Below are 26,406 nucleotides of genomic sequence, written 5' to 3' on the forward strand. Positions count from 1 at the left end.
AAAAATGTTAAATGATGGAAAATAAATGCTAATTATGTTAATGTAGCAAGAGGGAGGGGAGGGAATTATGTTTTCCAAGAAAAAGAAAGTATCAATTTTGATTATTGCCGCTAATGTATTATTGTGTACATCAGTTTATGCTAATTCAGATACGAATTGGGATTACCCAACTAGTAGAAATGTGGAAGCTAAGAAGATCGAGAATAAACTGTTTATGACTACGAGCACGGTCCAATGGAGTGCTGATCAATTAAAATTGTTTCAAAGCAACAATGCTTCTAAACAATTTTTTCCTGCCTTATCGTACAAAGTAACCGGTTCTGATGAACTAAGGTCGAAGCTTATGTTAACCAACGCACCTGGGGCAAAATTTACAAGAAAGCTTGCCACCTATGCTGAAGGGGAAGAAATTAAATTATCCATTCTAAACACTACTCATATAATCGCAGATAAACCTTATGTATTCTATACAGCATGGCTGCATACAGCAGATAGCAATTCTCAAGTATCATTACGTTCTATGCAAAGATATTCTCAACCCAACGGAACTCTAAATGACCTATCTAAAACCGACGAAGAAATTGCACGCATTACGTTCGATAAAGCAGAACCCATCAATAAGAAATATAGGGAAATTTACCTTCCTGAATCGTTTGATAGTCCCTTCAAGCAATATACAGCGGAAGATGAAGCGGCTGCGGATGTTAATAAAGTGAAGAGCTACGCTTTGATTGATTCCAAAGAAAAGCTAGAATCTTATAAACGCGAAAATGCTCAAAAATTGAAATTTGCTTCTGACCAGAGTAAGGTTCAATTTGCCGTGACATTTAAAAATAACGGATTCACCAGACCAGAACTGCTAGCCAAAGAGTATAACTTGAATCTTTCTCAAATTTATGCTTCAGGGATTAAAGAGAATGGGGAAGAGTATACGGTGAGTTGGTATGATACTGGAATGGAAGTAATTTCATTGATGAACCTGAAAGAGACTGGTTTTAAGAAGTTTGCAGTTACGGAAATGGAAGGCACGGCATATGTAGGCGATTTACAGAAAATGAGTCAATTACCCAATGTTGATGTCATTGAGATTGAGAACGAGAATGAGAGGCAGGTTCCTACTGGCGTACATTGGCTAAATATGCGCTACGGAAATTAAGCAATAAGTAGAGCTGGCTGCTTGGCAGTCAGCTTTATTATAGTTATCGAATGGATTTGTATCAAAATAAAAAGACTTCATTACACCTGGAGGAGGCTAGGTGGCTAGAAGTCTTTTTTGCAAGCTTACTTTTACATCAAAACTTAACGTTGAAAACCTTGGAGCTGCTGCTCAGCCATTTGTACTAATCTTTTCGTAATGCTGCCACCAATAGAGCCTGCATCGCGAGTCGCGAGATTTCCATTGTAACCATCTGGTTGTAAAGGTATTCCCAATTGTTGAGCTACTTCAAATTTCATTTGATTTAAAGCTGCTTTTGCTTGAGGAACAACTAATGTGCTATTGTTTGCCATGGAAAAAATCACTCCTTTTCTTGGTGTACTCATATCATTTGGAGTGGAAGGAATTCTTATGCATGTAAAATTGAAAATTATTTTCATCTGATATTGCACAAAGCGTCTTAGAGATGTATTTTTGTGAAAAACATCTATACAACGGATTAAAAAATGCTGTTATAATGCCTTTGTTAGGTTAAATATGTACTGCTTTACACGGAGGATCGGATGCTAACACACTTCAATGACCATAGTCTTCTTTTACATGCATTTGAAAAATCTCCAATTGGAGTGGCTTTTTTGTCATGTGATGGAAGCCTTTTCAAGGTTAATCCATCTTTTTGCAAAATGTTAGGATATAGCGAAAGTGAATTAATAAATCTGGGTGTTCCATCTGTTACCCATCCTGAAGATTTAGAAGCTGATCAGGAATTGTGGCGTCAAGTGGCGCAAGGTGAAAGAGACGGTTACCAATTAGAAAAAAGGTACATTCATAAATACGGGGCCGTTGTGTGGGGGCTTCTACATGTTACTATCGTCAAAAACCAACAGGGAGTCAATGCTAATAGCATACTCATCTCCCAAGTTGTAGATATAACAGAGCAAAAAAAGAAGGAAGAAGAGTTCAAAAGGATTGAAGAACTGCACAATCTTATTTCCGAACATTCACAGGATGTTATTTTGCGTTTAACGCCAGACGGAATAATCACATATGTCTCGCCAGCTATACGTAACCAACTCGGATATGAGCCAGATGAACTTATCGGAACATTTGCCTATGATTATTGGCATCAAGAAGATTTGAAGTCTAACTGGTTAAAGTACGGTTATTATGAAAACTCGGATAGCAGAATATTTGTTTATCGTGTTCGGCATAAGAACGGCCATTATATCTGGCAAGAAGCACACTCCAAAAGAATAAGAAATGCTGCAGGAGCGATTCAACATGTTATCAGTATGGGGCGCGATATAACAGAACGGATACAGTCTGAAGAATTAATCCGCAGATCCGAGAAACTTTCCTTAGTAGGTGAGCTTGCAGCTGGAATCGCTCATGAAATTAGAAATCCTTTGACTAGTTTGCGAGGATTCATGCAGTTATACGTGAAAGAGGATATAGAAGGTATAAAGAAATTACGCAATGAAGTCATGATATCAGAAATTGATCGAATTAATGAAATTGTAAGTGAGCTTTTAGTGTTAGCTAAACCTTCAACTGAGGCATCGGAATTAAGAGACGTAGCACATGAGTTAAATCACGTTACACGATTATTTGAAGGACAAGCCAACCTTTACAACGTTCAAATCAATAAAGAGTTGGATGTCAATTTACCGCTTATCCAGTGTCAACGCAGCATCAATCAAGTATTTATCAATGTTTTAAAGAATGCTATTGAATCCATGCCTAAAGGCGGACAAGTGACAATAGAAGCCAAGCAAAAAAACGATGAAATTCATATTCGAATTCATGACACAGGACATGGAATCCCACAAAGTGAAATATCCAAGATCGGAAATCCTTTTTTTACTACCAAAGAAACAGGAACAGGGTTAGGATTAATGGTTTCAATGAGGATCATCCAAAATCATAAGGGAACTATACGAATCGAGAGTGAAGTTGGGAAAGGGACTACGGTGGAAGTTATTTTGCCGATCGTTAGCGGAATTCTATAAGGGAATAATAATGCTGAAAGAGCCAGTGCGCGATATCGTAAGTTATATATATAGAAACAATAAGCCCGAGGGTAAATTCCCATGGGCTTTTTTCATTTGATGAACAGCTTCCATCACCGATTAATGCTCAGATTTCGAAGTTCGTTTCATAACACGCAAATGAAAAGGTAAATAGAAATAGTACACAACTAAATAAACAGGAATCGAGTACAAGGGGTTCCAATGCTTTAATGTCATTATCCCAACAGCGACAGCTAGCCACTCGGCGAGCTCTGATACAGCTGTAAAAAGTATGGTGTAGAGAAGTTTTTTGTATTCTTGATAAACGTTTAGATAAATAACAGCAAAACTTGGAGGAATAATCGTGTACATGAAGAACTCAGGGATACCGCGTTTATTAGGGCTGCCAACGTCAAACAAATCAAGCCAAACGGAAAATATAGTATCGATAACCCAAACAAGTCCGGCGATTACACCGAAAGTGAGATAGATCTCTGACATGTTTAATCTTTTGGGCATAAAAACGATGAACAATAACAGGAAAACACCAAGAATGGCTGGGTACCACCACCCTTTACTAAAATCCATATTTTGAATGATTTGATTCATAACAGTCCACACACCTCACATACTGGGAATTGTCGTTAGTTTGCCCTTTAAGTGGATTTTTATGAATGGACTGCGGGAGAGCCGGTTCTTATAACGCGAAGAGGCTGCCTAATTTTCAGTTCTTGATAATATGCATAGAAACATAAATTTGGATAAAAATACTTTAAAGGGAATGTTTGGGAAAGTGAGATGATTCGAAAAAGTCGGGGTGATCAACTTGTTGCAAAATCTGAGTAAACAGATTCTTGTATTTCTGTTGATTGTTCCTTTGCTTTCGGGATGCTGGGATCGCCTGGAAATTGAAGATCGTGCTGTCGTATTAGCGATTGGAATCGATGAAGCAAAGCCTGGCGATGAGAAGGAAACCAGCAATGCAACGCATATTCTTAAACTGAATCCTAGGACGAATCAGGGATTACTCCGGATTACGGTCCAGATTGCCGTTCCCGGAAGGATTCCGCTCGGTGCAAGCAGCCCTTCCAAAGAAAAACCTATTTGGGTACTATCCAGTGTTGGATATACCATTGAGGATTGTTTAATGAATTTACAGCAGCAGCTCGCAGATCAGTTGTTCTATGGTCATTTAAGGGTCATCGTGTTATCGGAGGCTATCGCCAAAAAAGGGATTCAGAATGAGAACGATTTCTTTCGACGTCAGTCGCAAGTTCGAAGAACTGTTTGGATGGTTGTCTCAAAAGGAGAGGCAGCAGAGATCATGCATGCCATGCCGCAATTGGAAAGGGTGCCTGCACTATACTTGCTCGCAACTTTAGATGATGCCAGAGAAATGGGTAAGCTGCCAAACAATATTTTAGGAGTATTTTTTAGTCAATCATCAGCGAAAGGGCAGGAAGGATCAATTCCCTACGTGGAGTTAAAGAAGGCATCAAACATTGAAATCTCTGGTTTGGCTTATTTTCGTGACGATAAAATGGTGGGCACATCGACAGCCCTGCAGATCGGCCATTATATGTCGATTAAACAGATAAACCCTGGTGGGTTTAGTGTTATGCATGAATTACCCGGTGGCACAAGGGTTATATTCAAAGCGACACATCGGACATCGAGAATAACCACAACCATCCAAAATGGCAACGTACACGTCAAAATAAATTGTCAGATGGAAGGAGATTTAGAGGAAAAATCAGACGAGAAATTCAGTATTACCGATGAAATTCTTAGAAAATTGGAGGTCAAAATTGAAAAAAATGCCAAACAAGGTTTTGAAAAATTCATTCAGCAAACCCAGATAGATGGTAGCGATATTTTCGGTTTCGGTGAGTATGTGCGTGCTACACAGCCTGGTTATTGGAACAAGCAGGTCAAGACAAAAGAAGCGTGGCAGCGTCAGTACGCAGACATAAACATAGAAGTTAATTTGTTCGTTAAGATCAGGAGAATCGGCACAAAAAACCGATCAAGAAATTTGGGGTGATAATAGAAGGATCAATTTTAGAGGACTTTTAATTATTTGCGAAGAATAGAAATATTTGTAACAAGTAATTGAAGGGGCTGATTCGATGAATTTTGTTGTTATTATGATCGTTATATTCGTTATTTTTTGTTTAATTGGCATGTTTAGCAATAAGAATAGAAGAGGTAGCTCTACCCATCATCACAATCATAACTCTAATTTCTTTAATAATAATTCTTCTGATCATGATATTAATCGTCATCATCACCATCACCACAATCATCATAACACCCATAGCCATACTCATCATGACCACCACCATAATCACCATCACCATGATCATCATCACAATGATTCCTCCAGCGGAGGAGGAAGCGACAGTGGAGGAGGCAGTGATAGCGGAGGCGGTAGTAGTAGTGATTAATTGAGAGAGTCGATTTGACTCTCTTTTTTTGTTGGGGCGTGCCCAGAGGAATGTATTATCTAGTTGGTGAAAGTCCAACCAAGGGATTTGAAAGCGGGCGCCGGCCAGTGAATAAAAGGGGCATTGAGCGGCCGGCAACACGGCAAACCTCACTGATTGGCAGAGGTTTCAGATTGAAGATGCGTTGTCTAGACTAAGCAAACGGGAGCGAGAGTGTTATGTGCTGGCGCATGGCGATTGCTCTTCGTTTAGTGATGCGGGCTCAGAAAAAAATATCAGAGGACTTGCAGAACAGCCTATTTCTTGTAGGATAGGTTTTTAATTTCTTTAGTATATAAATGTACGCTCCATGCTACAATCATAAATATAAGGTAGGAATTGGTATTAATACTAGGAGATTATTATGAATTATTTATTGATATTTGTAATTATATATGTAGCTATCTTTACTAGAAATTATCTATCTAAGATTTTCTCTCAAAATATCTCTGTGAAATATTTAATAATTAGTTCCTTAGTGCAGGTAGTAATACTTGGACCAACGATATTTATTATAAAGGAGTTTAACTTTTCAAACTTTTTGGCTTATACGTTTTTTGGTGTTAGTTTGATTGTGACTCTATTTGTAGATAGTAAAATAGAAAAACTTTATTTACAAGAATAGAATCAATTTCAGGGAGGTACAGATTGTTTAAAAGAGGTGTGTTAAGAATTAACACGAAAATATTAATTGTTTTTTTAGTAATTATATTGGCAATTTTTTATTTCTATTTTTTGCATCAACATAATAGTTATGAGCATAAAGCATTGAATTACATGAAGGAAATTGATACAACTCAAACCTATAAATATTTAGGAAAATCTGATGAGGACTGTAAGATGATGCAAGGATGTACAATTGAAGTATATCTTGAGGGGAAAATAACAGGAGAAAGTGTAACCATTTTATTTATTAACGGTAGACTTGCTCCGCTTGCAAAAACTCAGGAAACAAAATAAAGCAGCCTATTCCTTGTGGAATAGGCTGTTTCTCAATATTAACGTTATTGTAATAAAGAGGAGATTAAGACTATGGCAATACATATTCCGAATACGATAAGAAGTGCTTTCCACTTTTTTGTTTCTGTAGTTCGGAAATATGAAGTCACTGATTCACGGCATAGATAAAATAGTAGAAAGCCATCAAAGGCAGAGCGTACACCATTTTTCAGATAATAACTTGTTACATTTTGTGAACTAACATCACCATACTGTTCAACTAGTGAGGGTATAGAAAGCATTGCATTCATATTTCTTGTGATTTCATAAGCAAAATAAAATAACGCGAGCCACCAACCCCACTTCTTACCAAGGAACATTCCAACTGCTGTTGCAAGACTAAGAACTCCTAAAAATGTGACTGCTGCTTGAAAGAAGTAGCTCGATACTCCAATTAATGAAGATACATCATCCAGCCTGCTAAAAAATGCAATCTGTGCAACTAGAACTATAACAGCTGCAATGGCGATCCAAATAGCTAGTAAAGTAATACCAATTGGTCGATCATATGAATACTCCATAATTTCTTCTTTGTTTAACTTCGGTGCAAAATAAGACAAATCTGTTCCTCCTAGAATAATATTTTTCATTGTATCATTAACACTAAAATGTAACAATGTGGGAATTTTAATATAGTAAGATCTGAGTAACATTTTATTACTTGTGGGATAAGTTCTTTGTGTAATTTTAATCTTACTAAATTCCGTTATGTGATACGATAGATGTTAGATATTTTGGCAGTTTTCAATAAGTTAAATATTAATAAAAAGCAAAGGAAAGATGATTTTGAACCTTAAAAAAAATACTATTATATCCTCAATTACATTAGCGTTTATTCTTGGTGGCTCAATTGGTGTTAGGGCAGATTCAGTATTGGAGTCGATTTCTGCATATCTAGATCATAGTTTTAAAATAAATTTGTATGGAACAGATTTTGCATTAAAGGATTCAGAAGGTAACAAATTAGAGGCAATAAACTATAATGGAAGCACATACCTACCACTTCGATCTGTAGCAGAAGCTACAGGTATGAAAGTAAGGTGGGACGAGGTAGAGAGAACAGCAACGTTAGAAAAGAATCCAATTGTACTTGCTAATTTAACAGCCACAAGTGGAGTTAAAATTAGTGTCGATGGGCTGTGGAGTCCATCTTATATTACAGAGCTTAAGAAAATTTATAGCAACTGGTATATGGGAGTTCTATTTGAGACTACACCAAATGATGATAAAAATTTTAAAGATGTTATTGCAATGAAAACTAAAGAAATTAAGAGTTATTCAAATATCATTGAAATGAAGGACATGAATATTGGAGATTTAAAAGGGACTTATATTGATTTTGAAGAACCGGATTCTCGTAGTAAGGTGGTTTACTTAGAAAGCAATAATTCAAAGGAATATTTCACAGTACAGGTATTTGTTGCAAAAAGTAAATACAGCGATGAGAACAAAGATGCTTTTGATAAAGTTATATCAACATTTGAAAGATATAGATAGTTTGATAGTTTTGTTTGGAATAAATTATTTATGGTGAACCCTTAAAATTTTGAAGGAGGATCTGTTGATGGTGAAAATTCAGTTGAGTGACATCACTTTTATAAACAAAGACAAAATTAAGTATCTAACTGGTAATAAAGAAGAAGAGATTGTATTCCAGGAATGTTATGATAACTATGTTAAAAAGAACTCAAACGGAGTGAGTAAATGTGTCGGAGTAAGAGATATTACGGCAAATCCTCCTTTTATTGGATTGTATAGTGATCCTCCATTAAAAATATTGTTTGAATCAGAAGAGGAATTTGCGGACTTTAGAAATAAAATTCATAATTTTGATTGGTTAACTCTAGATTTAAGTTAGGTATAAATCTAATTATTTTTAAAGAGTCGCTGACATGCGGCTCTTTTTGTCGTACAAGTGCTACCGAGAAATGAAGGGATTAATAATATGAACTTAGAAGCGTCCTAAGTGGTGCTTATCTTTATAACTAAAATCCGACATAACATAAGGGGGAATTAATTTGAGAATCGAAACTATACAAATTGAACATATAAATGCAAATGGCTGGAACCCAAACGAAATGGACGATCATATCTTCAGAGCTTTAGTTGAAAGTATCCGGAAACACGGTGTGCTGCAGCGAATCTACACTTATGACTTGTGAACAGATGGACAGGACGTGCAGGACATTGGAGTTGGACCCAGTCTTCTGCGATTTAATTAAGAAGCGGTTTTATGAGTGGGCGGGGATTGAACCAGTTCTTTTAGTTCGGTCTGCAGTTTCTTAAATAATAAGGAACTACAAAATTATACCTAAAGATTTTATTATATGGTAGTATTTAGTGGGATGGAAAGGGACTTTCTCCATTTTTAAACTAGTACTGAATTTTAATATTTTCATAACTGGGGGTAAATTTATTCATGCGATTAAAAACAAAGATTATAAAACCTTTATTTGTCTCGGTACTTGTTTTCACTTTTTCTGGAGGTAGTTTGGTTAGCGCTGATTCTCAATCATCAGAAAATGATGTTAAAGTTGGCTGGGCAGGAATTGGCGCTTTTAACCTAGCAGTCAAACAAGATGGTACAGTTTGGGCATGGAGTGGAAACAGTGATTCAAGGCCAACATCTAATTTAGAAGATGTAGATAATCCAGCTATTATTAAGGTTCCCAAACAAGTTAAAGGGATCTCGGATGTCACTGCAGTCGCCTCAGGCCATGGATTTTCTTTAGCTTTGAAGAAAGATGGTACTGTGTGGGGTTGGGGTGGCAATGGTGATGGTCAACTAGGCGATGGAACCCAATCTGTTTTTGATCCAAAAACCTATAAAACAATAAAAAGTGCGGATAAGGGTATACCAGTCCAAGCAAAAGGCCTATCTAATGTGGTTGCTATCGCAGCAGATTGGAACACAAGTTATGCAGTTAAAAATGATGGTACACTTTGGGCCTGGGGAGGCATCTATTATCGTAAAGCTGATGGAAGTGTTGCCAATTACATTGTCCCGACCCAGCTTAAAAAGTTCTCAGATATAGCTTCTGTCTCACTAGGTTGGGGAAATATGGTTGCGTTAAAGAAAGATGGCACCGTATGGATGCCATCACATGGAAATGTTGTTCAAGTCGAAGGACTTAGTGACATTATAGAAATTGCAGCTGGAGGACAATATTCGTATGGCCTTAAGAAAGATGGGAAGGTTTGGTTTTGGGGCTCAAATGGGGAGAGTGGGGCAGTAGTTGGTGGGAAAGATACTGCTGATCATTCAAAACCACAATTACTTGAAGGAATTGAGGATGTCGTCTCTGTACAAGCAAGTGCAGGGGGGCCACTTCTCTTGAAAAGTGATGGAACAGTCTGGGCTAGTGGAACAAACACAGGTGGGCAGCTAGGAATAGGCTCTTATGAAGATAGTATTGTACCTGTTCAAGTGAAGGGTTTAACAAGAATAAAAAAAATTGCAGCCTCTGGAACTGAATTTAAATCGATGGCTATAAAAGCAGACCATACACTCTGGTCTTGGGGAAATGGTTATGTTGGAGATGGAACGAAATGGTATAGGACTGTACCAGTATGGATAAAAAGTTATGATTCTGAAGTATTACCAGAAGATCAAATAATGGTGAACCTGGATAATAAAGAATTAGAGTTTGATCAACCACCTACTATTGTCAAAGGTCATACAATGGTGCCTTTGCGAAAAATCTTTGAGGCACTTGGGGCTGATATTCAGTGGGATAAGGATACACTAACTGCAACAGCCACGAAAGGGCAAACAGTCATAAAACTAACAGTAGGTAGCAATGTTGCATACATAAATGGAGTTAGCACGATACTAGACTCAGAACCCTTAATTATTGAGGGAAGGACTTTAGTCCCCGCTAGGTTTATAGTTGAATCTTTTGGAGCCAAGGTTAGTTGGGAAGAAAATTCAAAGACGGTTTTTATTAAAACAAAATAAAACATATTAGAAAGACAATATTTATTCAAAAGTTATTCCATTATATGCATGATTGAAACACCGCCTTTTCAAAAGGCGGCTTTTTATGTTGAATACTTTCTAAATAAAATGAGGGACTCTCTAACGCCCTCCTTTGGCACCGCAACACTCCCTTTTGCCGTGGCCACGGTTGTACGAACGCATGATCTCTGTTTCGTTTTAATGGATGATAGGAGTGTTCGCAATTGAAAGATGAAAATACGAACAAAGAAAATGAAGAGTTGTTATTTAAGCATGAGTTAGCATTAAAAGAAGGTATCATGGAATCAAAGTCAAAATTGCTGCAATCATTTCTAATATTAATGTCTGAGGCATAGTACACATCATTTTCTCGATATTGTGTATTTATCCAAATTTCTAGCTCTGTTTGCTTATAGAGTGTAAAGTCCATCTATTTTCCTAAGTACTTTAATAGTCATTTAGTCACGAATAGGAAACGTGCGTTCGTATTCTATTCTATCAGATCATTTGAGAATATTTTTAGTTTTCTGTAGATGGAATATTATAGAATGAGTTGTAATTAGTTCGAAATCCTACCATATTAAGGAATTGTATTATGAACTTCATTGGGAATTGGCTTAGTGTTATTAGAAATTGCAGTTATGACAAAACCTACAAGATGGCATGGGCTAAGGCTATTACTGAAATTTCACTAGAATTGGATTACGGTGATAGTGCTGACAAACTTATATTGCCCATCAAAATGTTCCCCGCTGGCTCTACTGGCTAGTGGGGATTTTTGTATTTATAAAAATCGCTTGCATAGCGAATACGTGTTCGGTATATAATATAAAACACAAACAAACGTTCCTATTTTGAGGTGATTAAATGAGTGTCATGCCAAATGTTGAGACTGACGAGGATGTTCAATTAATCAAAGAGTTTACACTGCTTCCTATATTGCTCGATATGTTGTCGAGGGATTGTGAAGAACTCAGGGTTCACAAAGACAAAATTATTTATGGTCATATTCTGTTTTACCTAAAAGAAGTCGAGAACACTATTTATCCAGCAATCCAAAGTATTAAGAGTAAAATGAAAAAGCGTGATATTAAGGTGTTGAATACATCGATGACTCCTTTAGGCATTAACGTTGAATATAAAGTTCGTGGTTACGTCCATCATTTCACAATGCTCAGAAGTTTGATTAAAGCTGAACTCATGACAACTTTAATGAGAATGCGGAGGTCATTGTAATGGTAATGAGGGAAAAAAGCGAACGCACAATTTACCTCTCGGATTGCCAATCTTTTTACGCAAGCGTCGAAAAGGCTACACATCCTGGACTAGATAATCTTCCAGTTGTTGTGGCCGGTGATCCTGCCAGAAGATCTGGAATTATTTTGGCAGCATGTCCAATAGCCAAAAGCTTTGGGATTAGCACGGCTCAGCGACTTGGAGAAGCTCTGCAGCTATGCCCAGATGTTATTGTAATGCGTCCGCATATGCAGCGTTATATCGATGTATCACTTGCAATTACTGACATTTACAAAGAGTATACCGATTTAGTTGAAGTGTTTTCTATTGATGAGCAGTTTCTAGATGTGACGGGTTCGCTCAATCATTTTCGCTGTACGTCAGAAGAACTGGCAAGTATGATTCAAAAAAAGGTCGCGGCGTCAATGAATGTACGTATTCGTGTTGGCATCGGTCCAACTAAAATCCTTGCCAAGCAAGCAACGGACAATTTTGCGAAGAAAAACCCGAATGGTATTTTTACGCTTGGTAAAGAGGATGTAGAACGTGTCCTATGGCCTTTAAGTGTGGATAAGATGTATGGGGTTGGGTCGCGCATGACTCGGCATTTCGTGGCTCTTGGAATGACAACGATAGGTCATGTTGCTCAAACACCATTGCATTTACTTAAGCAGAAATTTCGTGCGCGCTTTGGTAAACAATCGGATATTCAAGCTGAAGTCATGTGGCGTACAGCTAACGGTCTTGATGATAGTCCAGTCACACCTGGCACATTTAATGTAGCTCCAAAATCAATCGGTCACGGAATGACCTTGCCACGAGATTATACGACGGCAGAAGAGGTAGATATTGTGCTCTTGGAATTAACGGAAGAAGTTTGCCGCGATGCACGTGCAAAGGGGTATACGAGCGGAACCGTTCATGTATTCTGTATGTGCTCACCATACGATGCGCCTACAGGCTTTAGTCAACAGCGCAAGATGCCCTTTGCTACAAATAATACTCTGAAAGTTTTCAAGTCAGTTCGTGAGATCTTTCATCGTAATTGGAATGGGCACCCGGTGCGTAAAGTTGGCGTTACGCTAGGATCACTTGATGATGAGGAAGTTACACAACTAGATCTATTTGAAGACGTAACGAAGCTAAGGAAGCTTGACAGCGTTCTAGACGGAATTAAAGACCGCTTTGGCAATACGGCAATTATTCGGGCTTCCAGTTTAATGAAAGCTGGTTTAGCAGCGGATCGAGCTGGTAAAATTGGAGGTCATTATAAATGAGTAAGAAATTAGAGCTTAACGGACTTTGGGAGTCCAGTCGAATGATGCTTCCTCAACATAAAGAGCCCGCCATTAGAAATCGGAAAGAGGCACAACGCATTTCACGACCTATACGAGACGAGCAAGAAATACAAAACATATCAGCTGTGTTGAGTTTGTCGCATATGTACAAGAAACCAATCGAACTAACTTTATACGAGGAATTCAAGATTCGGAAAATTACAGGCATCGTAACGCGCACTAAACATGGTGAATTTCGTTTGGATATAGTAAAGCCCAATGGCGAAACAGTGGACTGGGAATGGATTGGATACAGAGATGTTCTGAAAGCAGAATTAAATAATGAATGGACAGAAGATGAAATGACCGAGCTATAAAAAACATACAAAGCATGCTCCTGAAAAATTAGCCCATGGGTAAAAATCCCAAGGGCTTTTTTCAAACACTAGAGTTCTGTAAATTGGTATTAGTGTCATTTCGCTTAGTGATCATTAATTATCCGTACTTTGTTGAGTAGAAATGTTTTCGGAAATGTGTGCCTGGTCAGTTTTTAACTTTTCAATTATGTCCCTCATTTGTTCAGTAGCAGGGGCCGTTAGACCGATGTTCAACGTACCTTTAAGCTCGTTTACATGGAGTTCTTGGATTTTGTAGGTTATATTCTGAGGCAGCGAGTCTATTTGGCCAGCCAATTGATGGTTCAGCTTCTCATTAATTTGCTTATCCAAGTGATCCTTCAACTCACATTGCTTTTTCTCAAGCATAGCTAATCTTTGCTCAAAAATACAAATCCAAGGGGGAAAATTATTATTCAATCATACATGAGGTCGCCTCCTTTGAATCATTGGACAACTGGGTGTGGAGGTGGCGGCAACAAATCGTCTTCCGGTACTGTATCAGCCTTCTTTTCGTTCACGCCTTCAGCAATCTCGGATTCGTAAAAAATAATGAGAGCCTGGGCCAAGAGAAGTATCATTATTAATGAAGAAAAAAAGCAAAGGCCCAAAGGAAAGTTCCCTTGGGCTTATTTTCATATACTTAAGCATGGAAGCGGCTAGGATGCGAATGTATGGGGACCATTAAAAAGGAAAGCGCAAGGTTCTTAAGAAAAAAAGTTCAAACATTCCGCAGTATGCGATGAGAATTGTGGAGTCGTCAACTTGTGGGAAACATGAAAAAAGTCCGCGCTCGGTAAAGGAGCATGGACTTTTCTTTCTTCTTACCGGTAACGGAAGTGTTCGTGCGGAATGGAGCATTTATTTTGGATAAAATGGATTTGATTCTCGAGTCGGTTGCGCTGCTCTTCGGGACCTTCGAACTGTTCAAGCTCTTGGATCAGATTATGTAAATCATTGCCCGCATTCGCGCAGTCGTAATTGCTATCCAAATTGTTAAGCATCTGCTTCTCTCCTTAGGTTCCAAATTCCACATTCGGCGTAGTATTTGGGCTCTTTTACTGACTAGTCGTATTTCTTTTTCTTGTCCACGAGATTATTATAAACAAAAAGCAAAAATTGATACGACTACTCCTTGGAAGGATAAAAATAAATGCCCGGCGAGCGATTTCATCGTTTGGTTGTATTATGATTAAGGTGATACCATAAAAATTATATCGAGGATGGGAAGATGAGCCGTTAAATATGCCAAATTAGAGCTTTATCCACCAAGGTTAAGTAAATTAACTTGTATATTCTTTATGTAGTTTATCTGAACTTATGTGAGGTTATTTATTCTATATAATTAAATTTGGTCACCAATTGGTCACCAAATGTGAAAAACACTCTCTGTACTATATAATTTTTAACCCCTGTTATACACAAAGAAACCCTTATCATATAAGGGTTTCAGGAAACTGTTTTTTAAATTAATACGACGGCCCTTTTACGGGCCGTCTCATGGGAGAAGTGAAATATCGATTTTCTTCTATCCTGTTATAGTCGAATGAATGTTGATTTGGTGCGGTTTATTTGAATGTGTATGAGGTCAATTAGACTGAACTGAATTTAATTATGATCTAGTTGGTACCTCAACAGTACCTTTTGGTACCTCGTCGGTACCTTAAACTTGTCCTTTGTTTACCTTGTTTTTTCTACTGTCGAACAGGAAATCAAGTTTATTAGCAGCAGTGTGATCAGCAGCGCGTAAAACGTGTCCGTAGACATTCATTGTTGTTCCAATGTTGGAATGTCCTAGTCTCTCTGAAATAACCTTAGCATGAACGCCTTGGTTGATCAAGAGTGTTGCTGAGGTATGCCTGAGGTCATGAAAGCGAATATATTTAATGGCACCTTTTAATTTCGCGTGGAAATAGTGCCATTGTTTTGTTGGCCAGTTCTGCGAATAGGCATTACCAAATGTTGAGCAGAATACAAATGAGCGGTCCTTGCCTTGCCATCTGTCGATAACATCCTCTTTAGCAGCCTTTTTGTAATCATAAAATTCCTCGAATTCAGAGATAACGGATGCGGGCAGGGCGACTTTGCGGAATGAACTGTTATTCTTGGGTACCTTGATAAGAGGAGCTCCATCTTTGAAACGGGGGAGAGATTGCTTCACTTCGACCGTGCCGGCTTCGAGATTTACGTGGTGCCATTCTAACGCAAGAAGCTCACCGCGGCGTAAACCGGTCGTAAGAGCGAGTGTGGCGATCATTCGAAAGTCAGGACGTTCGTTTTGAAGTGCTTCAAAAATAAACATCGTTTCCTTTTCGTCGTAAGCTTCACATTCCACTTTTACTTCTTTTGGTTTTGCGACACCAGTCATTGGGGTTGATTTAATTACTTTCCAGTCCATTGCCCGCATGAAGACGCTTCGTAAAACGCGATAGATGTATACTTTTGACGAAGAGGAGAGAGGTTTACCACTACCGTCTAACCGCGCTCCTGGCTGATCTAATGACTCAACGAAGTTCATGATATGGAATGTTTGTATCTGATCCACACGCATATGACCAAAGTGTGGGATTAGTCGATTGTTCATGATGCTGACGTAATTCTCTTGGGATGTTTGTTCCAGTTGCTTCATGACAAATTTACTTTCCCACTCTTTTGCAAACTGATCGAATTTCATTTTGTCAGGAGAAATGTATTCCCCGACTTCGACCTCAATTTTAAATTTGGAAAGCTCGCTGTCTAAAAAACGCTTTAACTCCAGTTTCTTCATCCTATCGGCATCTTCTACGCTGACTGTCTTACGCTTATACAGCCGTTTTCCGTTAACGTCATAACCAAGATCGACCTGGAGCCTCCAAGAGTTTTTACCGCTCTTCTGAATGCTTGCCACAACAAATTACCTCCATTCATAAAAAGGCTTTACGTCCATCTGCATGATTTCTTCAATATCCCCCATTTGAATGATGAATTGTTCAATGTCACTGTACTCAAAATGTAAACCCTCTTGATATTTCAATTTCTCTAAACGACGAACAACACTATGTATGTTAATCCCAAACTGATTTGGACGCTCAGGATGCGTCATAAGGTCTTCTAACAGAATAGTGACGCTCATTATATCTTCCGAGTAATCATCGGCTGTTTTAGGACGAAATGGAGCTTCTAATGGAATGAAAAGTTGGTTCTTATGCCACTCTATTTTCCCTCGAGCGAAAGAGATATTTAATTTATCTGGTACTGGATGAAAATCCTCAGGATGCTCTGAATAATAAACTGATAACCTTGCCACTTTTATGCTCCTTCAAGTTGTTTTGGACCAAGTTGTGCCATCACACGCCTAACGTGGTCATCATCAATTGTAATTTTAATGCTCCGACGACGAATCAATTCTTCTTCATATTGTACGGTTTGCACTCGCATTTGAATTTGAGTTAATCGATGTTGAACAAACTTCTCGGATAGACAAAACTCCTCAGCCATTACTTTTACGAGGAGGGGTGGAGAGACATTCTTAAATTCTTCTAGTAAGTATGATGGCATGGCTGCATAATGTTGAAAATGTTTTGCCTGAATCTCCTGCAGCTCAATAAACGATCTAGGCATAATTTCTTGTCGGCCGACATGCTGCAGCGGATGGCAAAGCTCATGGAAAAACACTTCACGCCTCTGCTTTTGATCTAGATAACCATTTAGAAAGATAAAGGAGTACTCATCCTCTTTCCATTCTGCGAAAGAGGGCCCGGCATACATGCGGATTTCAACATCAAAGATGGATGCTATGAGGTCCAAATCCATATCTGAGGCATACTCAATACCGATACTGCGATACTCTTTCTCAAGCCATTTTTCGAGTTCAGTAGGTTTATAAAATGATAAGTCCATATGCTACCTCCTATAGGTAGATGGTATCATAAAACGTCATAAATAGGAATATATGTTCGTGTATTTGTCGAAAATAACAGAATAAGGTAGAATGTGCCGCATTATATGATAATCCTAATTCTGAAAAACAATAGAGTAAGACAAAAGATTTAATAGGATGGTTGTATTAGAATACAAATTCTGTATATCCAGGTCTATTTTACTATGATAAAATTGTAATGTTATAGACTTGAGTATCATTTTAGGTTGACCTAAATTACAGATAAATACTAATAGGGAATACTATAAAATCAGCACAAGGGGGAACTGAAATGAAATCTAATTTCAAATTTCTAGAACATGCTTTTCCTATTCTTACCCAAATAGGTGGAACTGCTGAAGAATACCTTTATTCCGACAAAAATTCATGTTTAATCAAATTGGGATTGCTCGGAGAAACAATTGTCAACATTATGATTCAATTAGATGGAATTCAGCCTCCAAGTTATGATAATACACACTCGAATCGAATTAAATTGCTTAAAAATCAAGGACTATTACCTAGGGAAATAGACGATATATTGTACAGCCTTCGTATGGCTCGAAATAAAGCAGTTCATGCCAACTATGATTCGTTAGAAGATTGCAAGGTACTGATGGGCATGGCACACGAGTTAAGCATATGGTTTATGCAAACGTATGGGGATTGGCAGTACACACCAGAACGATTTGAGTTGCCTATACAAAAGAATCAATCGCAAACGGATTATGAAGCTATTATTCGTGAAAAAGAAGCAAAGATTGAAGAACTTACCAAATTAGCAGAGCTAGCGACAGTTTCTCCAAGTGTGACAATCGAGGAACGAACCTCTAGAGGGAACAAAGCGATTGAGCAACTTCATCTTTCCGAGGCGCAGACTCGGTATATTATAGACGAGCAACTGCGAAAAGTAGGTTGGGAAGCAGATACGGTTAACATACGTTATTCTCAAGGGAGCAAGCCACAAAAGGGTCGTAATATTGCTATTGCTGAATGGCCGACTCGTAGCGTAAATGGTAAAAACGGTTCCGCTGATTACGCACTGTTCGTTGGACTTCAAATGGTTGGAATCATAGAAGCAAAACGTCAGTACACTGATATTCCTTCTGTCATTGATAACCAATGCAAAGAGTATGCTCAAGCCGTTCGAGAAGATCACTCAGCTTATCAATTTGGACAATGGGGTCAGTATAAAGTGCCTTTTGTATTTGCTACGAATGGACGTAAATATTTGAAACAACTTGAGACGAAGTCGGGAATATGGTTTTTGGATTTACGTAAAAAATCAAATATCTCCAAGGCTCTTCAAGGGTGGATGAGCCCAGACGGCATTATGGAATTATTGAACAAAGATACCGATGCAGCAGATAGAGCTCTAGGAACAACGCCATATGATTTGCTAAGTGATGCTGACGGTCTTAACCTTCGTGAATATCAGATTGAAGCTATTGAGGCTGCTGAGAAGGCCATCATCAATGGGCAAGACAAAGTTTTGCTTTCTATGGCAACGGGAACCGGAAAGACTAGAACGATATTAGGGATGCTATATCGTTTCTTGCAGTCAGGGCGTTTTCAGCGTATCTTGTTTCTAGTGGACCGTACTTCGCTCGGGGTACAAGCCCAGGATGTTTTTAAGGAAGTTAAAATTGAAGAGCTCATGACTTTGGATAATATCTACAATATTAAGGAGCTTAGCGACAAAGAAATTGACAAAGAAACTAAATTACATGTTGCTACTGTGCAGAGCTTGGTCAAACGTATACTCTATAATGAGGGGGATACCGTTCCTGCTGTTTCGGACTACGATCTAATTATTGTAGATGAAGCTCACCGCGGATATATTCTAGACAAAGAGATGAGTGATGATGAACTACTTTATCGTAATCAGGAAGATTATATGAGCAAGTACAGTGCAGTCATCGATTATTTCAATGCAGTCAAGATTGGCCTGACAGCAACGCCAGCTGTACAAACAACAAAAATTTTCGGGCAGCCTGTGTTTAACTATTCATATCGTCGAGCTGTAGTCGAAGGTCATCTTGTTGATCATGATGCTCCTCATACTATTGTTACAAAGCTGAGTAAAGAAGGAATCAACTATAAAAAAGGTGAAGTCGTAGCAATTTACGATCCTGTGACGGGAGAAATTACAAATAGTAGTGAGCTTGAGGATGAGTTGAAATTCGATGTGGAGAAATTTAACAGAAAGGTTAAGAATGAGAATTTCAATCGCACAGTTTTGGCAGAGATTGCTCAGGATATTAATCCCGAAGGTGATGCGAAGACGCTTATTTATGCAGTTGATGATAGCCATGCAGATGAAATAGTGAATCTACTTAAGAAAATCTACGAGCCTTATGATGTAGATAATGATGCAGTCATGAAGATTACAGGAAGCATAGGCGGAGGGAATCCAAAGAAAGTACAAGAAGCTATCAAACGCTTCAAAAATGAACGTTTTCCCAACATCGTCGTTACTGTTGATCTATTAACCACAGGTATTGATGTTCCTAGGATTTCGACACTGGTCTTCATGAGACGAGTCAAATCACGAATTCTCTTTGAACAAATGCTGGGTCGTGCCACACGTCTCTGTCCTGAAATTGGAAAAACGCACTTTGAGATTTACGATCCTGTGGGCGTGTATGAATCACTTGGGGATGTAAATACCATGAAATATGTGGTGAATCAACCATCAACATCCTTTGACGATTTGGTGGACGGACTAGAGGTTTTGTCAACGGAGAAGCAACTACAAAATCAAATTGATCTGATTGTGGCCAAAATGCAGCGTAAAAAGCGAAATATAACTAAAGATGCTTTGGCACATTTCCGAGATATCGCGCAAGGCGACACACCTGATCAGTTTATAGAGAAGGTCAAACACATGCCCGTCGAGCAAGCAAAAGCTTATGTACTAGCTCATCAGAAGGTGTTTGATATCTTGAATGAAGGCGGCAGTGTTAAGCCAAGAGCAGTGGTTATTTCAGATAAAGATGATAAGCTTGTTACTCATGATCGTGGATATGGCAAAGGCTTAAAACCAAAAGATTATTTAGATGAGTTTAAAGCATTTGTGACTAACAACATGAACAAAATTGCTGCACTTCAAGTTGTTTGTACAAGACCAAGCGATCTTACACGGGAAAGCTTGAAAAGCCTGCGCTTGGAGCTTGATCGAGAGGGATTTACGGAACAACAGCTGAATACTGCTTGGAAACAGCTGTCCAACGAGGAAATTACAGCTGATATTATTAGCTTTATCCGTAAGGAGGCATTAGGATCTTCGTTAGTCAGCCGGGAAGAGCGTAATAAGCATGCTATTGCGAAGCTGAAGGAGAAGCATTCCTTTAGTAAAATGGAGCTGGATTGGCTCCAACGGATTGAATCTATATTGCAACATGAGCCGATTCTTGATCGTGATGTATTTAATAGCGGTGCATTTAAGAATCAAGGCGGCTACAATCGCATCAATAAAATATTTCGTAACCAACTCGACACAATTATTACAGACTTAAATCAATTTTTATTTGAAGACAGGGGACAAACAGCGTGAACAACCAAGAGATCGTATCAAAATTATGGAACTTATGTAATGTTCTCCGAGATGACGGGATTACGTATCACCAATATGTAACTGAACTTACTTACATTCTGTTTTTGAAAATGGCAAAGGAAACAGAGACAGAAAAGGAAATCCCTGAGCAGTACCGTTGGGATCAACTGCTCAAGCCAAAGGGCATTGAACTTAAGAAATATTATAAGGAGCTGCTCAACCACTTAGGCGAGGATACCAAAGGTCGAGTACGTGAGATTTATGCAGGTGCTTCCTCGAATATCGATGAGCCAAAGAATCTGGAGAAGCTCATTACTTCGATTGATGCGCTCGATTGGTATTCGGCTAAAGAAGAAGGACTCGGCAACCTGTACGAGGGCTTGCTTGAGAAGAATGCAAACGAGAAGAAGTCTGGAGCTGGTCAGTACTTTACCCCTCGAGTGTTAATCGACGTGATGACGAAGCTTGTTAATCCGCAACCTGGGGAACGGTGCAATGACCCTGCTTGCGGTACATTCGGTTTTATGATTGCTGCGGATCGATATGTGAAGGATCAAACCGATGATTTGTTTGCACTATCTCCTGAGTTACAGGACTTTCAGCGGAAACAGGCCTTCACTGGCTCTGAACTTGTCCATGAGACCCATCGCTTGGCATTAATGAACGCCATGCTGCATGACATCGAAGGACCAATCAAGCTGGGCGATACTTTGTCTAATCAAGGTAAGACAATGAAAGATTTTGATGTCGTGCTCACGAATCCGCCATTCGGAACGAAAAAAGGTGGTGAGCGTGCGACACGTGATGACTTCACTTACCCTACGTCCAATAAGCAGTTGAACTTCTTACAGCACATCTACCGTAGCTTGAAAGCAAACAATGAAGCACGTGCAGCCGTCGTTCTTCCAGATAACGTTCTGTTTGCTGATGGTGATGGCGCATCTATTCGTAATGACTTGATGGACAAATGTAATTTGCATACGATTCTAAGAATGCCTACTGGGATCTTCTACGCACAGGGCGTTAAGACCAATGTACTTTTCTTTACGCGCGGCAAGTCCGATAAGGACAATACGAAAGAAGTATGGATCTATGATTTACGCACTAACATGCCATCGTTCGGCAAAACAAACCCACTCAAGGTAGAGCATTTTGATGAGTTTGTTTCGGCTTACACTGCAGAAGACCGTCACAAGGTACAGGATGAGCGTTGGAATGTGTTTACTCGACAACAAATCCGAGTGAAGAGTAACAGCCTTGATTTAGGGCTTATTCGTGATGACAGTGTTCTCGACTACGACGATCTTCCTGATCCAATTGAAAGCGGAGAGGAAGTCGTAGCTCAGCTTGAAGAAGCGGTTGACTTGATCATGAGCGTTGTGAAAGAACTGAAGTCATTGGAGGTTAGTCGCTAATGGCTAAGGGCAAGAAGCAAAGTATATCGGCAGAAAAATTGTTAGAACAAGCTTTGGTTCCAGAGTATGAGCAGCAGTATAACGTGCCGGAGAATTGGTTGTGGGTTACAGGGAGAACTGCTTTTGGTAATATGGAATCGACTAAGCCATCTGGAGATTTCTTTAAATATATCGATATTGATGCTATTGATAATAAAAACCAGAGGGTACTTGAACCGAAGATAATTGCAGTAGAAGAAGCTCCAAGTAGAGCTAGCCGTAAAGTGAATGAAGGAGATACTTTATTTTCACTAGTCAGACCATACCTAAGAAATATTGCATATATTGATTCGTTCCATTCAGATTGTATAGCATCTACAGGCTTTTATGTTTGCCATCCGAATAAGATGTATAACCCGCGTTATATTTACTACCTAATGACAAGTGAATATGTCGTCAATGGTCTTAATGCATATATGAAGGGAGATAATTCACCATCAATAAGAAAAGATGATATTGAGAACTTTGCATATCCACTCCCGCCCATTGCTGAGCAACAACGAATCGTTGACCGTATTGAAAGTTTATTTGTTAAGCTTGATCAGGCAAAGGAACGCATACAAAGTGCTTTAGATAGCTTTGAAACACGTAAATCTGCTATATTGCACCAAGCTTTTACCGGAGCACTTACTGCAAAATGGCGACAAGGGCTTGGTTTAGGGATGGATAGTTGGGAAAAGAAAAAGCTTAGGGACTTAGCTAATTTTAGAGCGGGGTATGCGTTCGATAGTAATTCTTTTACACCAAAGGGCTATCAAGTTGTAAGGATGGGAAATCTTTATAATGGTAAGCTTGATCTTGATAGGAATCCAGTATTTGTTAATCCAGATATTCTCGATGATTCAGTATTTAAGAAGTCACTAATAAAAACTGGAGATATACTACTGACACTAACAGGTACTAAATATAAGCGAGATTATGGGTATGCAGTAATGATAAACGAAGATAAGATGTTATTACTTAATCAAAGGATTGTAGCTTTGACACCTAATCAAACTGACCCAAACTTCTTACTATATTATTTGCGTAGTGATTTGTTTAGAAATGTTTTCTTTAGTAATGAAACTGGTGGAGTTAATCAGGGCAATGTAAGCTCGAAGTTTGTTGAAAGTATCGAAATACCTTATCCAACACCTCTTGAACAACAAAAGATTGTCTCCATATTGGTGGAAGTCCTAGGAAAAGAAAATAAAGTAAAAGAACTCATTGATGTCATTGACCAAATTGATTTAATGAAAAAGGCAATACTTGCCCGTGCTTTCCGTGGTGAACTTGGTACTAACGATCCAATTGAAGAAGTTCGGTTGGAGTTGATACTAGAATCGGTGGGTAAGGAGAACAAAAGTAAGATTACTACTAAAAATCCCTCTTTCACACAAAAACAAATAGATACGGATTTAGTTCAATTACTAATAAAAGCTAATAGACGGTTAAGGCCAGAAGAATTTTGGGAAAAATCTGGAATAAGTGATCCGTTAAGATTTTATAGAGAACTAAAAATCTGTATTGAACATGGCTTTGTAAATGAACTCTTTGAACAAGAGGTAACATTTTTGGAGGTAACAAGTGAGGGTAAACAATATATGGATAGAAAAGTTTAGGAATCTACAAGATTTTAGCATAGATTTTAATCATAATACTGATTTATTAAAAGAAAATGCAAATACGACAGTTTTAATTGGGCGTAATGGAAGTGGGAAATCAAACTTATTTGAAGCAATTGTACTAATATTTCGAGATATAGATTTAGGTGCTAGACCAAGTTTTAGCTATGAAATAGACTATACAAGAAAAGATACAACTACTGATGAAGAACAACGAATTTTTATTAAGGCAAAGCATAAGGAACCTAATGAGAACAACATTTATAGCATAACAATTGATAATAGAATAATTGATTTTAGTATCTTTTTTAAAAATCGGTCGATTAAATACCTTCCCAAAAATATTTTTGCATACTATTCGGGTCGAAACCAACGTTTAGAATCTTGTTTTGAAATTCATCAGCAAAGATACAAGCAGAATCTCTCTCAAAGTAAAGCAACACCATTAAGACCTTTATTTTATGTAAAAGATGAGCATAGCCAATTTGTTCTTCTTTCATATTTCGCAAATGATTATGAAGTTGAGGAGGTAGAGTCAAAAGGCAAAAGGTTTTTGAAGAAATACTTAGATATAGATGGTATTGATTCGGTGTTATTTACTATAAAATTACCTAAAAGGAAAATAAAGGGTGATAATTACGATTCTCGGGGATTAAAAGGAGATATTGCAGATTACATTGATACAATACAAAATTATTCATTAGCCCCTATTTATGATAAAAATAAGAATCTTTTATATTTATTTATTCCTAATGAAGAAAAATTTAAAGAACTAGCCCTTGAGTTTGGAAATAGTATTAGTGTTTTTAAAAGACTAGAAAGTATTTATTTAACAAAGCATTTGATGAAAATAGATATATTGGTAAAAAGAAGAATTAATGACACTTCCACTGAAGTTACTCTTTCTGCACTAAGTGAAGGTGAGCAACAATTGCTAATCGTGATGGGTATGTTGAAATTGTTTGAGGACAAGGAGTCACTTTTTCTACTGGATGAACCTGACACACATTTAAATCCTAAATGGAAAATGGAGTATCTAAAGCTATTAAAAGAAGTTGTTGGAGAAGATGTGTCTAGTCAATTGCTTATTAATACACATGATCCGATTGTTGTTAGCGGCCTTGTTAAAGAGCAAGTTAGAATTTTATCCAAAGAGATTTTTACAGGAAAAATAACTTCTCAACAGCCTGCTACTGATCCAAGAGGAATGGGCTTTTCTGGATTACTTACAAGTGAACTTTATGGCTTTAGATCAACATTAGATCTGTACACATTAGATTTGTTAGATGAGAAAAGACGTATATCAATTAAGAATAGACTTAGTGATGATGATAGACATAGATTATCAGAACTAAATAAAATTTTAGAAGAACTTGATTTTACGAATTATCGAGATGATGCATATAGAATGTTTGCTTATGCTTTCAGAGAAATTGAAAGAAGAGAAGAAATTAATAATTTGATACTTACTGAAGAGGAATTAGATCGAAGGAAGCAATTGGCCAAAGATGTTTACGAAATTGTACAGCAACTCAAGGTGAATGGAATATGATATATATTAATATCAATAATATTTCCTTACCGCAAAATTGGGAAGAAAGAGCTGGAAGAGCACGTGAAAATGTAGCTGCATGTATCAACGCCTCTACACGCAGCATTGAAATTGATCGCAATGCACGTATATGGCGGGAGTTAAAAGGAATATTAAAAATTCATTCCAGGAATAAATGTTGGTACTGTGAGTCTGTTCAAGGAAGGTCTGATACTGATGTCGATCATTTTAGACCTAAAAATGCAGTGCACGAAGTAGAAGATCACGAAGGTTATTGGTGGTTAGCATTCGATTGGAAAAATTATCGCCATAGCTGCAGTTTTTGTAATCAACCAAGAGAAGGACACGGTAAACGAACGCACTTTCCATTAATGGATGAAAATTTTCGTGCAAAGTCTCAATTAGATGATATTTCACTTGAAAAACCAAAACTTTTAGATCCTGTAAACATTGAAGATCCTAAATTATTAAATTATCTTGAAACTGGTGAAATCGTACCATCTTATGATGAATCAGAATCACAGGAAAAATATGAAAGAGCAGCGGTTTCAATAGAAATATATAATTTAAAACAGGAATTTCTAAGAGAGCGTCGACAAGAAAAAATTAATCTTGTAAAAGAATTAATTAGAGATTACGAGGACTTTAAGTTATTTAATCCTGTAAGAGCTCAAGAAAAAAAAGCAATGATTAAAAATTATGCTTATTCAGATCAAGAATATGCAGGTGCTGTTCGTTCATATTTATCTACAAGAAGAGAGCATTTATGGATCGAGGATATCCTAAATAGCTTGGATCTAGTCAGTGTATAATGAAAATAAAAACG

The 26,406-nt window shown here is 37.9% G+C and carries 25 protein-coding genes; 16 read left to right on the forward strand and 9 right to left on the reverse strand.

Annotated features, from left to right (window positions below):
• Positions 1 to 67 precede the first annotated feature (67 nt).
• Positions 68 to 1,156 carry a hypothetical protein gene (locus tag PCH02S_RS09310; RefSeq protein ID WP_127452257.1) on the forward strand — a complete coding sequence of 363 codons (1,089 nt, stop codon included), beginning with the start codon at positions 68 to 70 and terminating at the stop codon, positions 1,154 to 1,156.
• 143 nt (positions 1,157 to 1,299) lie between these two features.
• Here PCH02S_RS09310 and PCH02S_RS09315 read toward each other — a convergent pair whose 3' ends face one another.
• The gene (locus PCH02S_RS09315) at positions 1,300 to 1,509 is read right to left on the reverse strand and encodes an alpha/beta-type small acid-soluble spore protein (RefSeq protein WP_127452259.1); all 210 of its coding nucleotides are present in this window, start codon (positions 1,507 to 1,509) and stop codon (positions 1,300 to 1,302) included.
• Between the two features lie 210 nt (positions 1,510 to 1,719).
• Between PCH02S_RS09315 and PCH02S_RS09320 the strand changes: the two genes are divergently transcribed.
• Positions 1,720 to 3,165, forward strand: a complete 1,446-nt coding sequence (locus PCH02S_RS09320; protein ID WP_127452261.1) for a PAS domain S-box protein — start codon at positions 1,720 to 1,722, stop codon at positions 3,163 to 3,165.
• 120 nt (positions 3,166 to 3,285) lie between these two features.
• On the opposite strand, the gene PCH02S_RS09325 is transcribed toward PCH02S_RS09320, so the two are convergent.
• On the reverse strand, positions 3,286 to 3,774 hold the full coding sequence (locus tag PCH02S_RS09325; protein ID WP_127452263.1) for a hypothetical protein: 489 nt from the start codon (positions 3,772 to 3,774) through the stop codon (positions 3,286 to 3,288).
• Positions 3,775 to 3,991: 217 nt separating this feature from the next.
• On the opposite strand from PCH02S_RS09325, the gene PCH02S_RS09330 reads away from it, so the two are divergent.
• Positions 3,992 to 5,209 (forward strand): Ger(x)C family spore germination protein, encoded by a 1,218-nt coding sequence (locus tag PCH02S_RS09330; protein WP_164819482.1) that lies wholly within the window; start codon positions 3,992 to 3,994, stop codon positions 5,207 to 5,209.
• A gap of 130 nt (positions 5,210 to 5,339) precedes the next feature.
• On the opposite strand, the gene PCH02S_RS35650 is transcribed toward PCH02S_RS09330, so the two are convergent.
• Entirely contained in the window at positions 5,340 to 5,750 is a 411-nt protein-coding gene (locus tag PCH02S_RS35650; protein WP_164819483.1) for a hypothetical protein, read from the reverse strand.
• A gap of 549 nt (positions 5,751 to 6,299) precedes the next feature.
• Between PCH02S_RS35650 and PCH02S_RS09350 the strand changes: the two genes are divergently transcribed.
• Positions 6,300 to 6,611 carry a hypothetical protein gene (locus PCH02S_RS09350; protein ID WP_127452271.1) on the forward strand — a complete coding sequence of 104 codons (312 nt, stop codon included), beginning with the start codon at positions 6,300 to 6,302 and terminating at the stop codon, positions 6,609 to 6,611.
• A gap of 44 nt (positions 6,612 to 6,655) precedes the next feature.
• Here PCH02S_RS09350 and PCH02S_RS09355 read toward each other — a convergent pair whose 3' ends face one another.
• Complete coding sequence (locus PCH02S_RS09355; RefSeq protein ID WP_127452272.1) at positions 6,656 to 7,210, reverse strand: hypothetical protein; 555 nt, start codon at positions 7,208 to 7,210, stop codon at positions 6,656 to 6,658.
• 226 nt (positions 7,211 to 7,436) lie between these two features.
• Between PCH02S_RS09355 and PCH02S_RS09360 the strand changes: the two genes are divergently transcribed.
• The 7 genes from PCH02S_RS09360 to PCH02S_RS09395 all read left to right on the forward strand — a co-directional run bounded on the left by PCH02S_RS09360 (position 7,437) and on the right by PCH02S_RS09395 (position 13,498).
• Positions 7,437 to 8,147, forward strand: coding sequence for a stalk domain-containing protein (locus PCH02S_RS09360; RefSeq protein ID WP_164819484.1), 711 nt, complete (start codon positions 7,437 to 7,439; stop codon positions 8,145 to 8,147).
• 67 nt (positions 8,148 to 8,214) lie between these two features.
• Positions 8,215 to 8,508 carry a hypothetical protein gene (locus PCH02S_RS09365; RefSeq protein WP_127452275.1) on the forward strand — a complete coding sequence of 98 codons (294 nt, stop codon included), beginning with the start codon at positions 8,215 to 8,217 and terminating at the stop codon, positions 8,506 to 8,508.
• Positions 8,509 to 9,069: 561 nt separating this feature from the next.
• Complete coding sequence (locus PCH02S_RS09375; RefSeq protein ID WP_127452276.1) at positions 9,070 to 10,608, forward strand: stalk domain-containing protein; 1,539 nt, start codon at positions 9,070 to 9,072, stop codon at positions 10,606 to 10,608.
• 224 nt (positions 10,609 to 10,832) lie between these two features.
• Entirely contained in the window at positions 10,833 to 10,964 is a 132-nt protein-coding gene (locus PCH02S_RS36685) for a hypothetical protein (RefSeq protein ID WP_268597378.1), read from the forward strand.
• Positions 10,965 to 11,475: 511 nt separating this feature from the next.
• Positions 11,476 to 11,844, forward strand: a complete 369-nt coding sequence (locus PCH02S_RS09385) for a hypothetical protein (protein ID WP_127452278.1) — start codon at positions 11,476 to 11,478, stop codon at positions 11,842 to 11,844.
• A gap of 5 nt (positions 11,845 to 11,849) precedes the next feature.
• On the forward strand, positions 11,850 to 13,121 hold the full coding sequence (locus PCH02S_RS09390) for a DNA polymerase IV (RefSeq protein ID WP_127452417.1): 1,272 nt from the start codon (positions 11,850 to 11,852) through the stop codon (positions 13,119 to 13,121).
• The gene (locus PCH02S_RS09395; RefSeq protein WP_127452280.1) at positions 13,118 to 13,498 is read left to right on the forward strand and encodes a YolD-like family protein; all 381 of its coding nucleotides are present in this window, start codon (positions 13,118 to 13,120) and stop codon (positions 13,496 to 13,498) included. Before PCH02S_RS09390 ends, PCH02S_RS09395 begins: the two co-directional genes overlap by 4 nt.
• 114 nt (positions 13,499 to 13,612) lie before the next feature.
• On the opposite strand, the gene gerPC is transcribed toward PCH02S_RS09395, so the two are convergent.
• From gerPC to PCH02S_RS09420, 5 genes are all read right to left on the reverse strand, one after another.
• Positions 13,613 to 13,936, reverse strand: coding sequence for a spore germination protein GerPC (gene gerPC, locus PCH02S_RS09400; RefSeq protein ID WP_127452282.1), 324 nt, complete (start codon positions 13,934 to 13,936; stop codon positions 13,613 to 13,615).
• 404 nt (positions 13,937 to 14,340) lie between these two features.
• A complete protein-coding gene (locus PCH02S_RS09405) occupies positions 14,341 to 14,520 on the reverse strand; it encodes a DUF2524 domain-containing protein (protein ID WP_127452283.1) in 180 nt (59 codons plus the stop codon).
• Between the two features lie 659 nt (positions 14,521 to 15,179).
• A complete protein-coding gene (locus tag PCH02S_RS09410) occupies positions 15,180 to 16,403 on the reverse strand; it encodes a tyrosine-type recombinase/integrase (RefSeq protein ID WP_127452285.1) in 1,224 nt (407 codons plus the stop codon).
• Positions 16,404 to 16,409: 6 nt separating this feature from the next.
• A complete protein-coding gene (locus tag PCH02S_RS09415) occupies positions 16,410 to 16,802 on the reverse strand; it encodes a hypothetical protein (protein ID WP_127452286.1) in 393 nt (130 codons plus the stop codon).
• A 2-nt stretch (positions 16,803 to 16,804) separates the two neighbouring features.
• Positions 16,805 to 17,395 (reverse strand): ImmA/IrrE family metallo-endopeptidase, encoded by a 591-nt coding sequence (locus PCH02S_RS09420; RefSeq protein ID WP_127452288.1) that lies wholly within the window; start codon positions 17,393 to 17,395, stop codon positions 16,805 to 16,807.
• A 311-nt stretch (positions 17,396 to 17,706) separates the two neighbouring features.
• Here PCH02S_RS09420 and hsdR point away from each other — a divergent pair, with 311 nt between their 5' ends.
• Genes hsdR through PCH02S_RS09445 form a run of 5 tightly spaced genes read left to right on the forward strand, consistent with a single transcriptional unit; the run spans position 17,707 to position 26,392 of the window.
• The gene (hsdR, locus tag PCH02S_RS09425) at positions 17,707 to 20,970 is read left to right on the forward strand and encodes a type I restriction-modification system endonuclease (RefSeq protein ID WP_127452290.1); all 3,264 of its coding nucleotides are present in this window, start codon (positions 17,707 to 17,709) and stop codon (positions 20,968 to 20,970) included.
• Positions 20,967 to 22,385, forward strand: a complete 1,419-nt coding sequence (locus PCH02S_RS09430; protein WP_127452292.1) for a class I SAM-dependent DNA methyltransferase — start codon at positions 20,967 to 20,969, stop codon at positions 22,383 to 22,385. Before hsdR ends, PCH02S_RS09430 begins: the two co-directional genes overlap by 4 nt.
• The gene (locus PCH02S_RS09435; protein WP_127452294.1) at positions 22,385 to 24,025 is read left to right on the forward strand and encodes a restriction endonuclease subunit S; all 1,641 of its coding nucleotides are present in this window, start codon (positions 22,385 to 22,387) and stop codon (positions 24,023 to 24,025) included. Before PCH02S_RS09430 ends, PCH02S_RS09435 begins: the two co-directional genes overlap by 1 nt.
• Positions 23,991 to 25,580: an AAA family ATPase gene (locus tag PCH02S_RS09440; protein WP_127452295.1), complete on the forward strand. Its 1,590-nt coding sequence runs from the start codon at positions 23,991 to 23,993 to the stop codon at positions 25,578 to 25,580. Before PCH02S_RS09435 ends, PCH02S_RS09440 begins: the two co-directional genes overlap by 35 nt.
• Entirely contained in the window at positions 25,577 to 26,392 is an 816-nt protein-coding gene (locus PCH02S_RS09445) for an HNH endonuclease family protein (protein WP_127452297.1), read from the forward strand. Before PCH02S_RS09440 ends, PCH02S_RS09445 begins: the two co-directional genes overlap by 4 nt.
• Positions 26,393 to 26,406 lie beyond the last annotated feature (14 nt).

The sequence above is a fragment of the Paenibacillus chondroitinus NBRC 15376 genome, from assembly GCF_004000765.1.
Classification (GTDB): domain Bacteria; phylum Bacillota; class Bacilli; order Paenibacillales; family NBRC-103111; genus Paenibacillus_E; species Paenibacillus_E chondroitinus.

Bases quoted from the DNA above. Each gene is read 5' to 3' on its own strand.
- PCH02S_RS09310 (WP_127452257.1), top strand. From the start codon at position 68: ATGTTTTCCAAGAAAAAGAAAGTATCAATTTTGATTATTGCCGCTAAT.
- PCH02S_RS09375 (WP_127452276.1), top strand. From the start codon at position 9,070: ATGCGATTAAAAACAAAGATTATAAAACCTTTATTTGTCTCGGTACTT.
- PCH02S_RS09365 (WP_127452275.1), top strand. From the start codon at position 8,215: ATGGTGAAAATTCAGTTGAGTGACATCACTTTTATAAACAAAGACAAA.
- PCH02S_RS09385 (WP_127452278.1), top strand. From the start codon at position 11,476: ATGAGTGTCATGCCAAATGTTGAGACTGACGAGGATGTTCAATTAATC.
- PCH02S_RS09405 (WP_127452283.1), bottom strand. From the start codon at position 14,520: ATGCTTAACAATTTGGATAGCAATTACGACTGCGCGAATGCGGGCAAT.
- PCH02S_RS09445 (WP_127452297.1), top strand. From the start codon at position 25,577: ATGATATATATTAATATCAATAATATTTCCTTACCGCAAAATTGGGAA.
- PCH02S_RS09325 (WP_127452263.1), bottom strand. From the start codon at position 3,774: ATGAATCAAATCATTCAAAATATGGATTTTAGTAAAGGGTGGTGGTAC.
- PCH02S_RS09320 (WP_127452261.1), top strand. From the start codon at position 1,720: ATGCTAACACACTTCAATGACCATAGTCTTCTTTTACATGCATTTGAA.
- PCH02S_RS09390 (WP_127452417.1), top strand. From the start codon at position 11,850: ATGAGGGAAAAAAGCGAACGCACAATTTACCTCTCGGATTGCCAATCT.
- hsdR (WP_127452290.1), top strand. From the start codon at position 17,707: ATGAAATCTAATTTCAAATTTCTAGAACATGCTTTTCCTATTCTTACC.
- PCH02S_RS09315 (WP_127452259.1), bottom strand. From the start codon at position 1,509: ATGGCAAACAATAGCACATTAGTTGTTCCTCAAGCAAAAGCAGCTTTA.
- PCH02S_RS09395 (WP_127452280.1), top strand. From the start codon at position 13,118: ATGAGTAAGAAATTAGAGCTTAACGGACTTTGGGAGTCCAGTCGAATG.
- PCH02S_RS09435 (WP_127452294.1), top strand. From the start codon at position 22,385: ATGGCTAAGGGCAAGAAGCAAAGTATATCGGCAGAAAAATTGTTAGAA.
- PCH02S_RS09420 (WP_127452288.1), bottom strand. From the start codon at position 17,395: ATGGACTTATCATTTTATAAACCTACTGAACTCGAAAAATGGCTTGAG.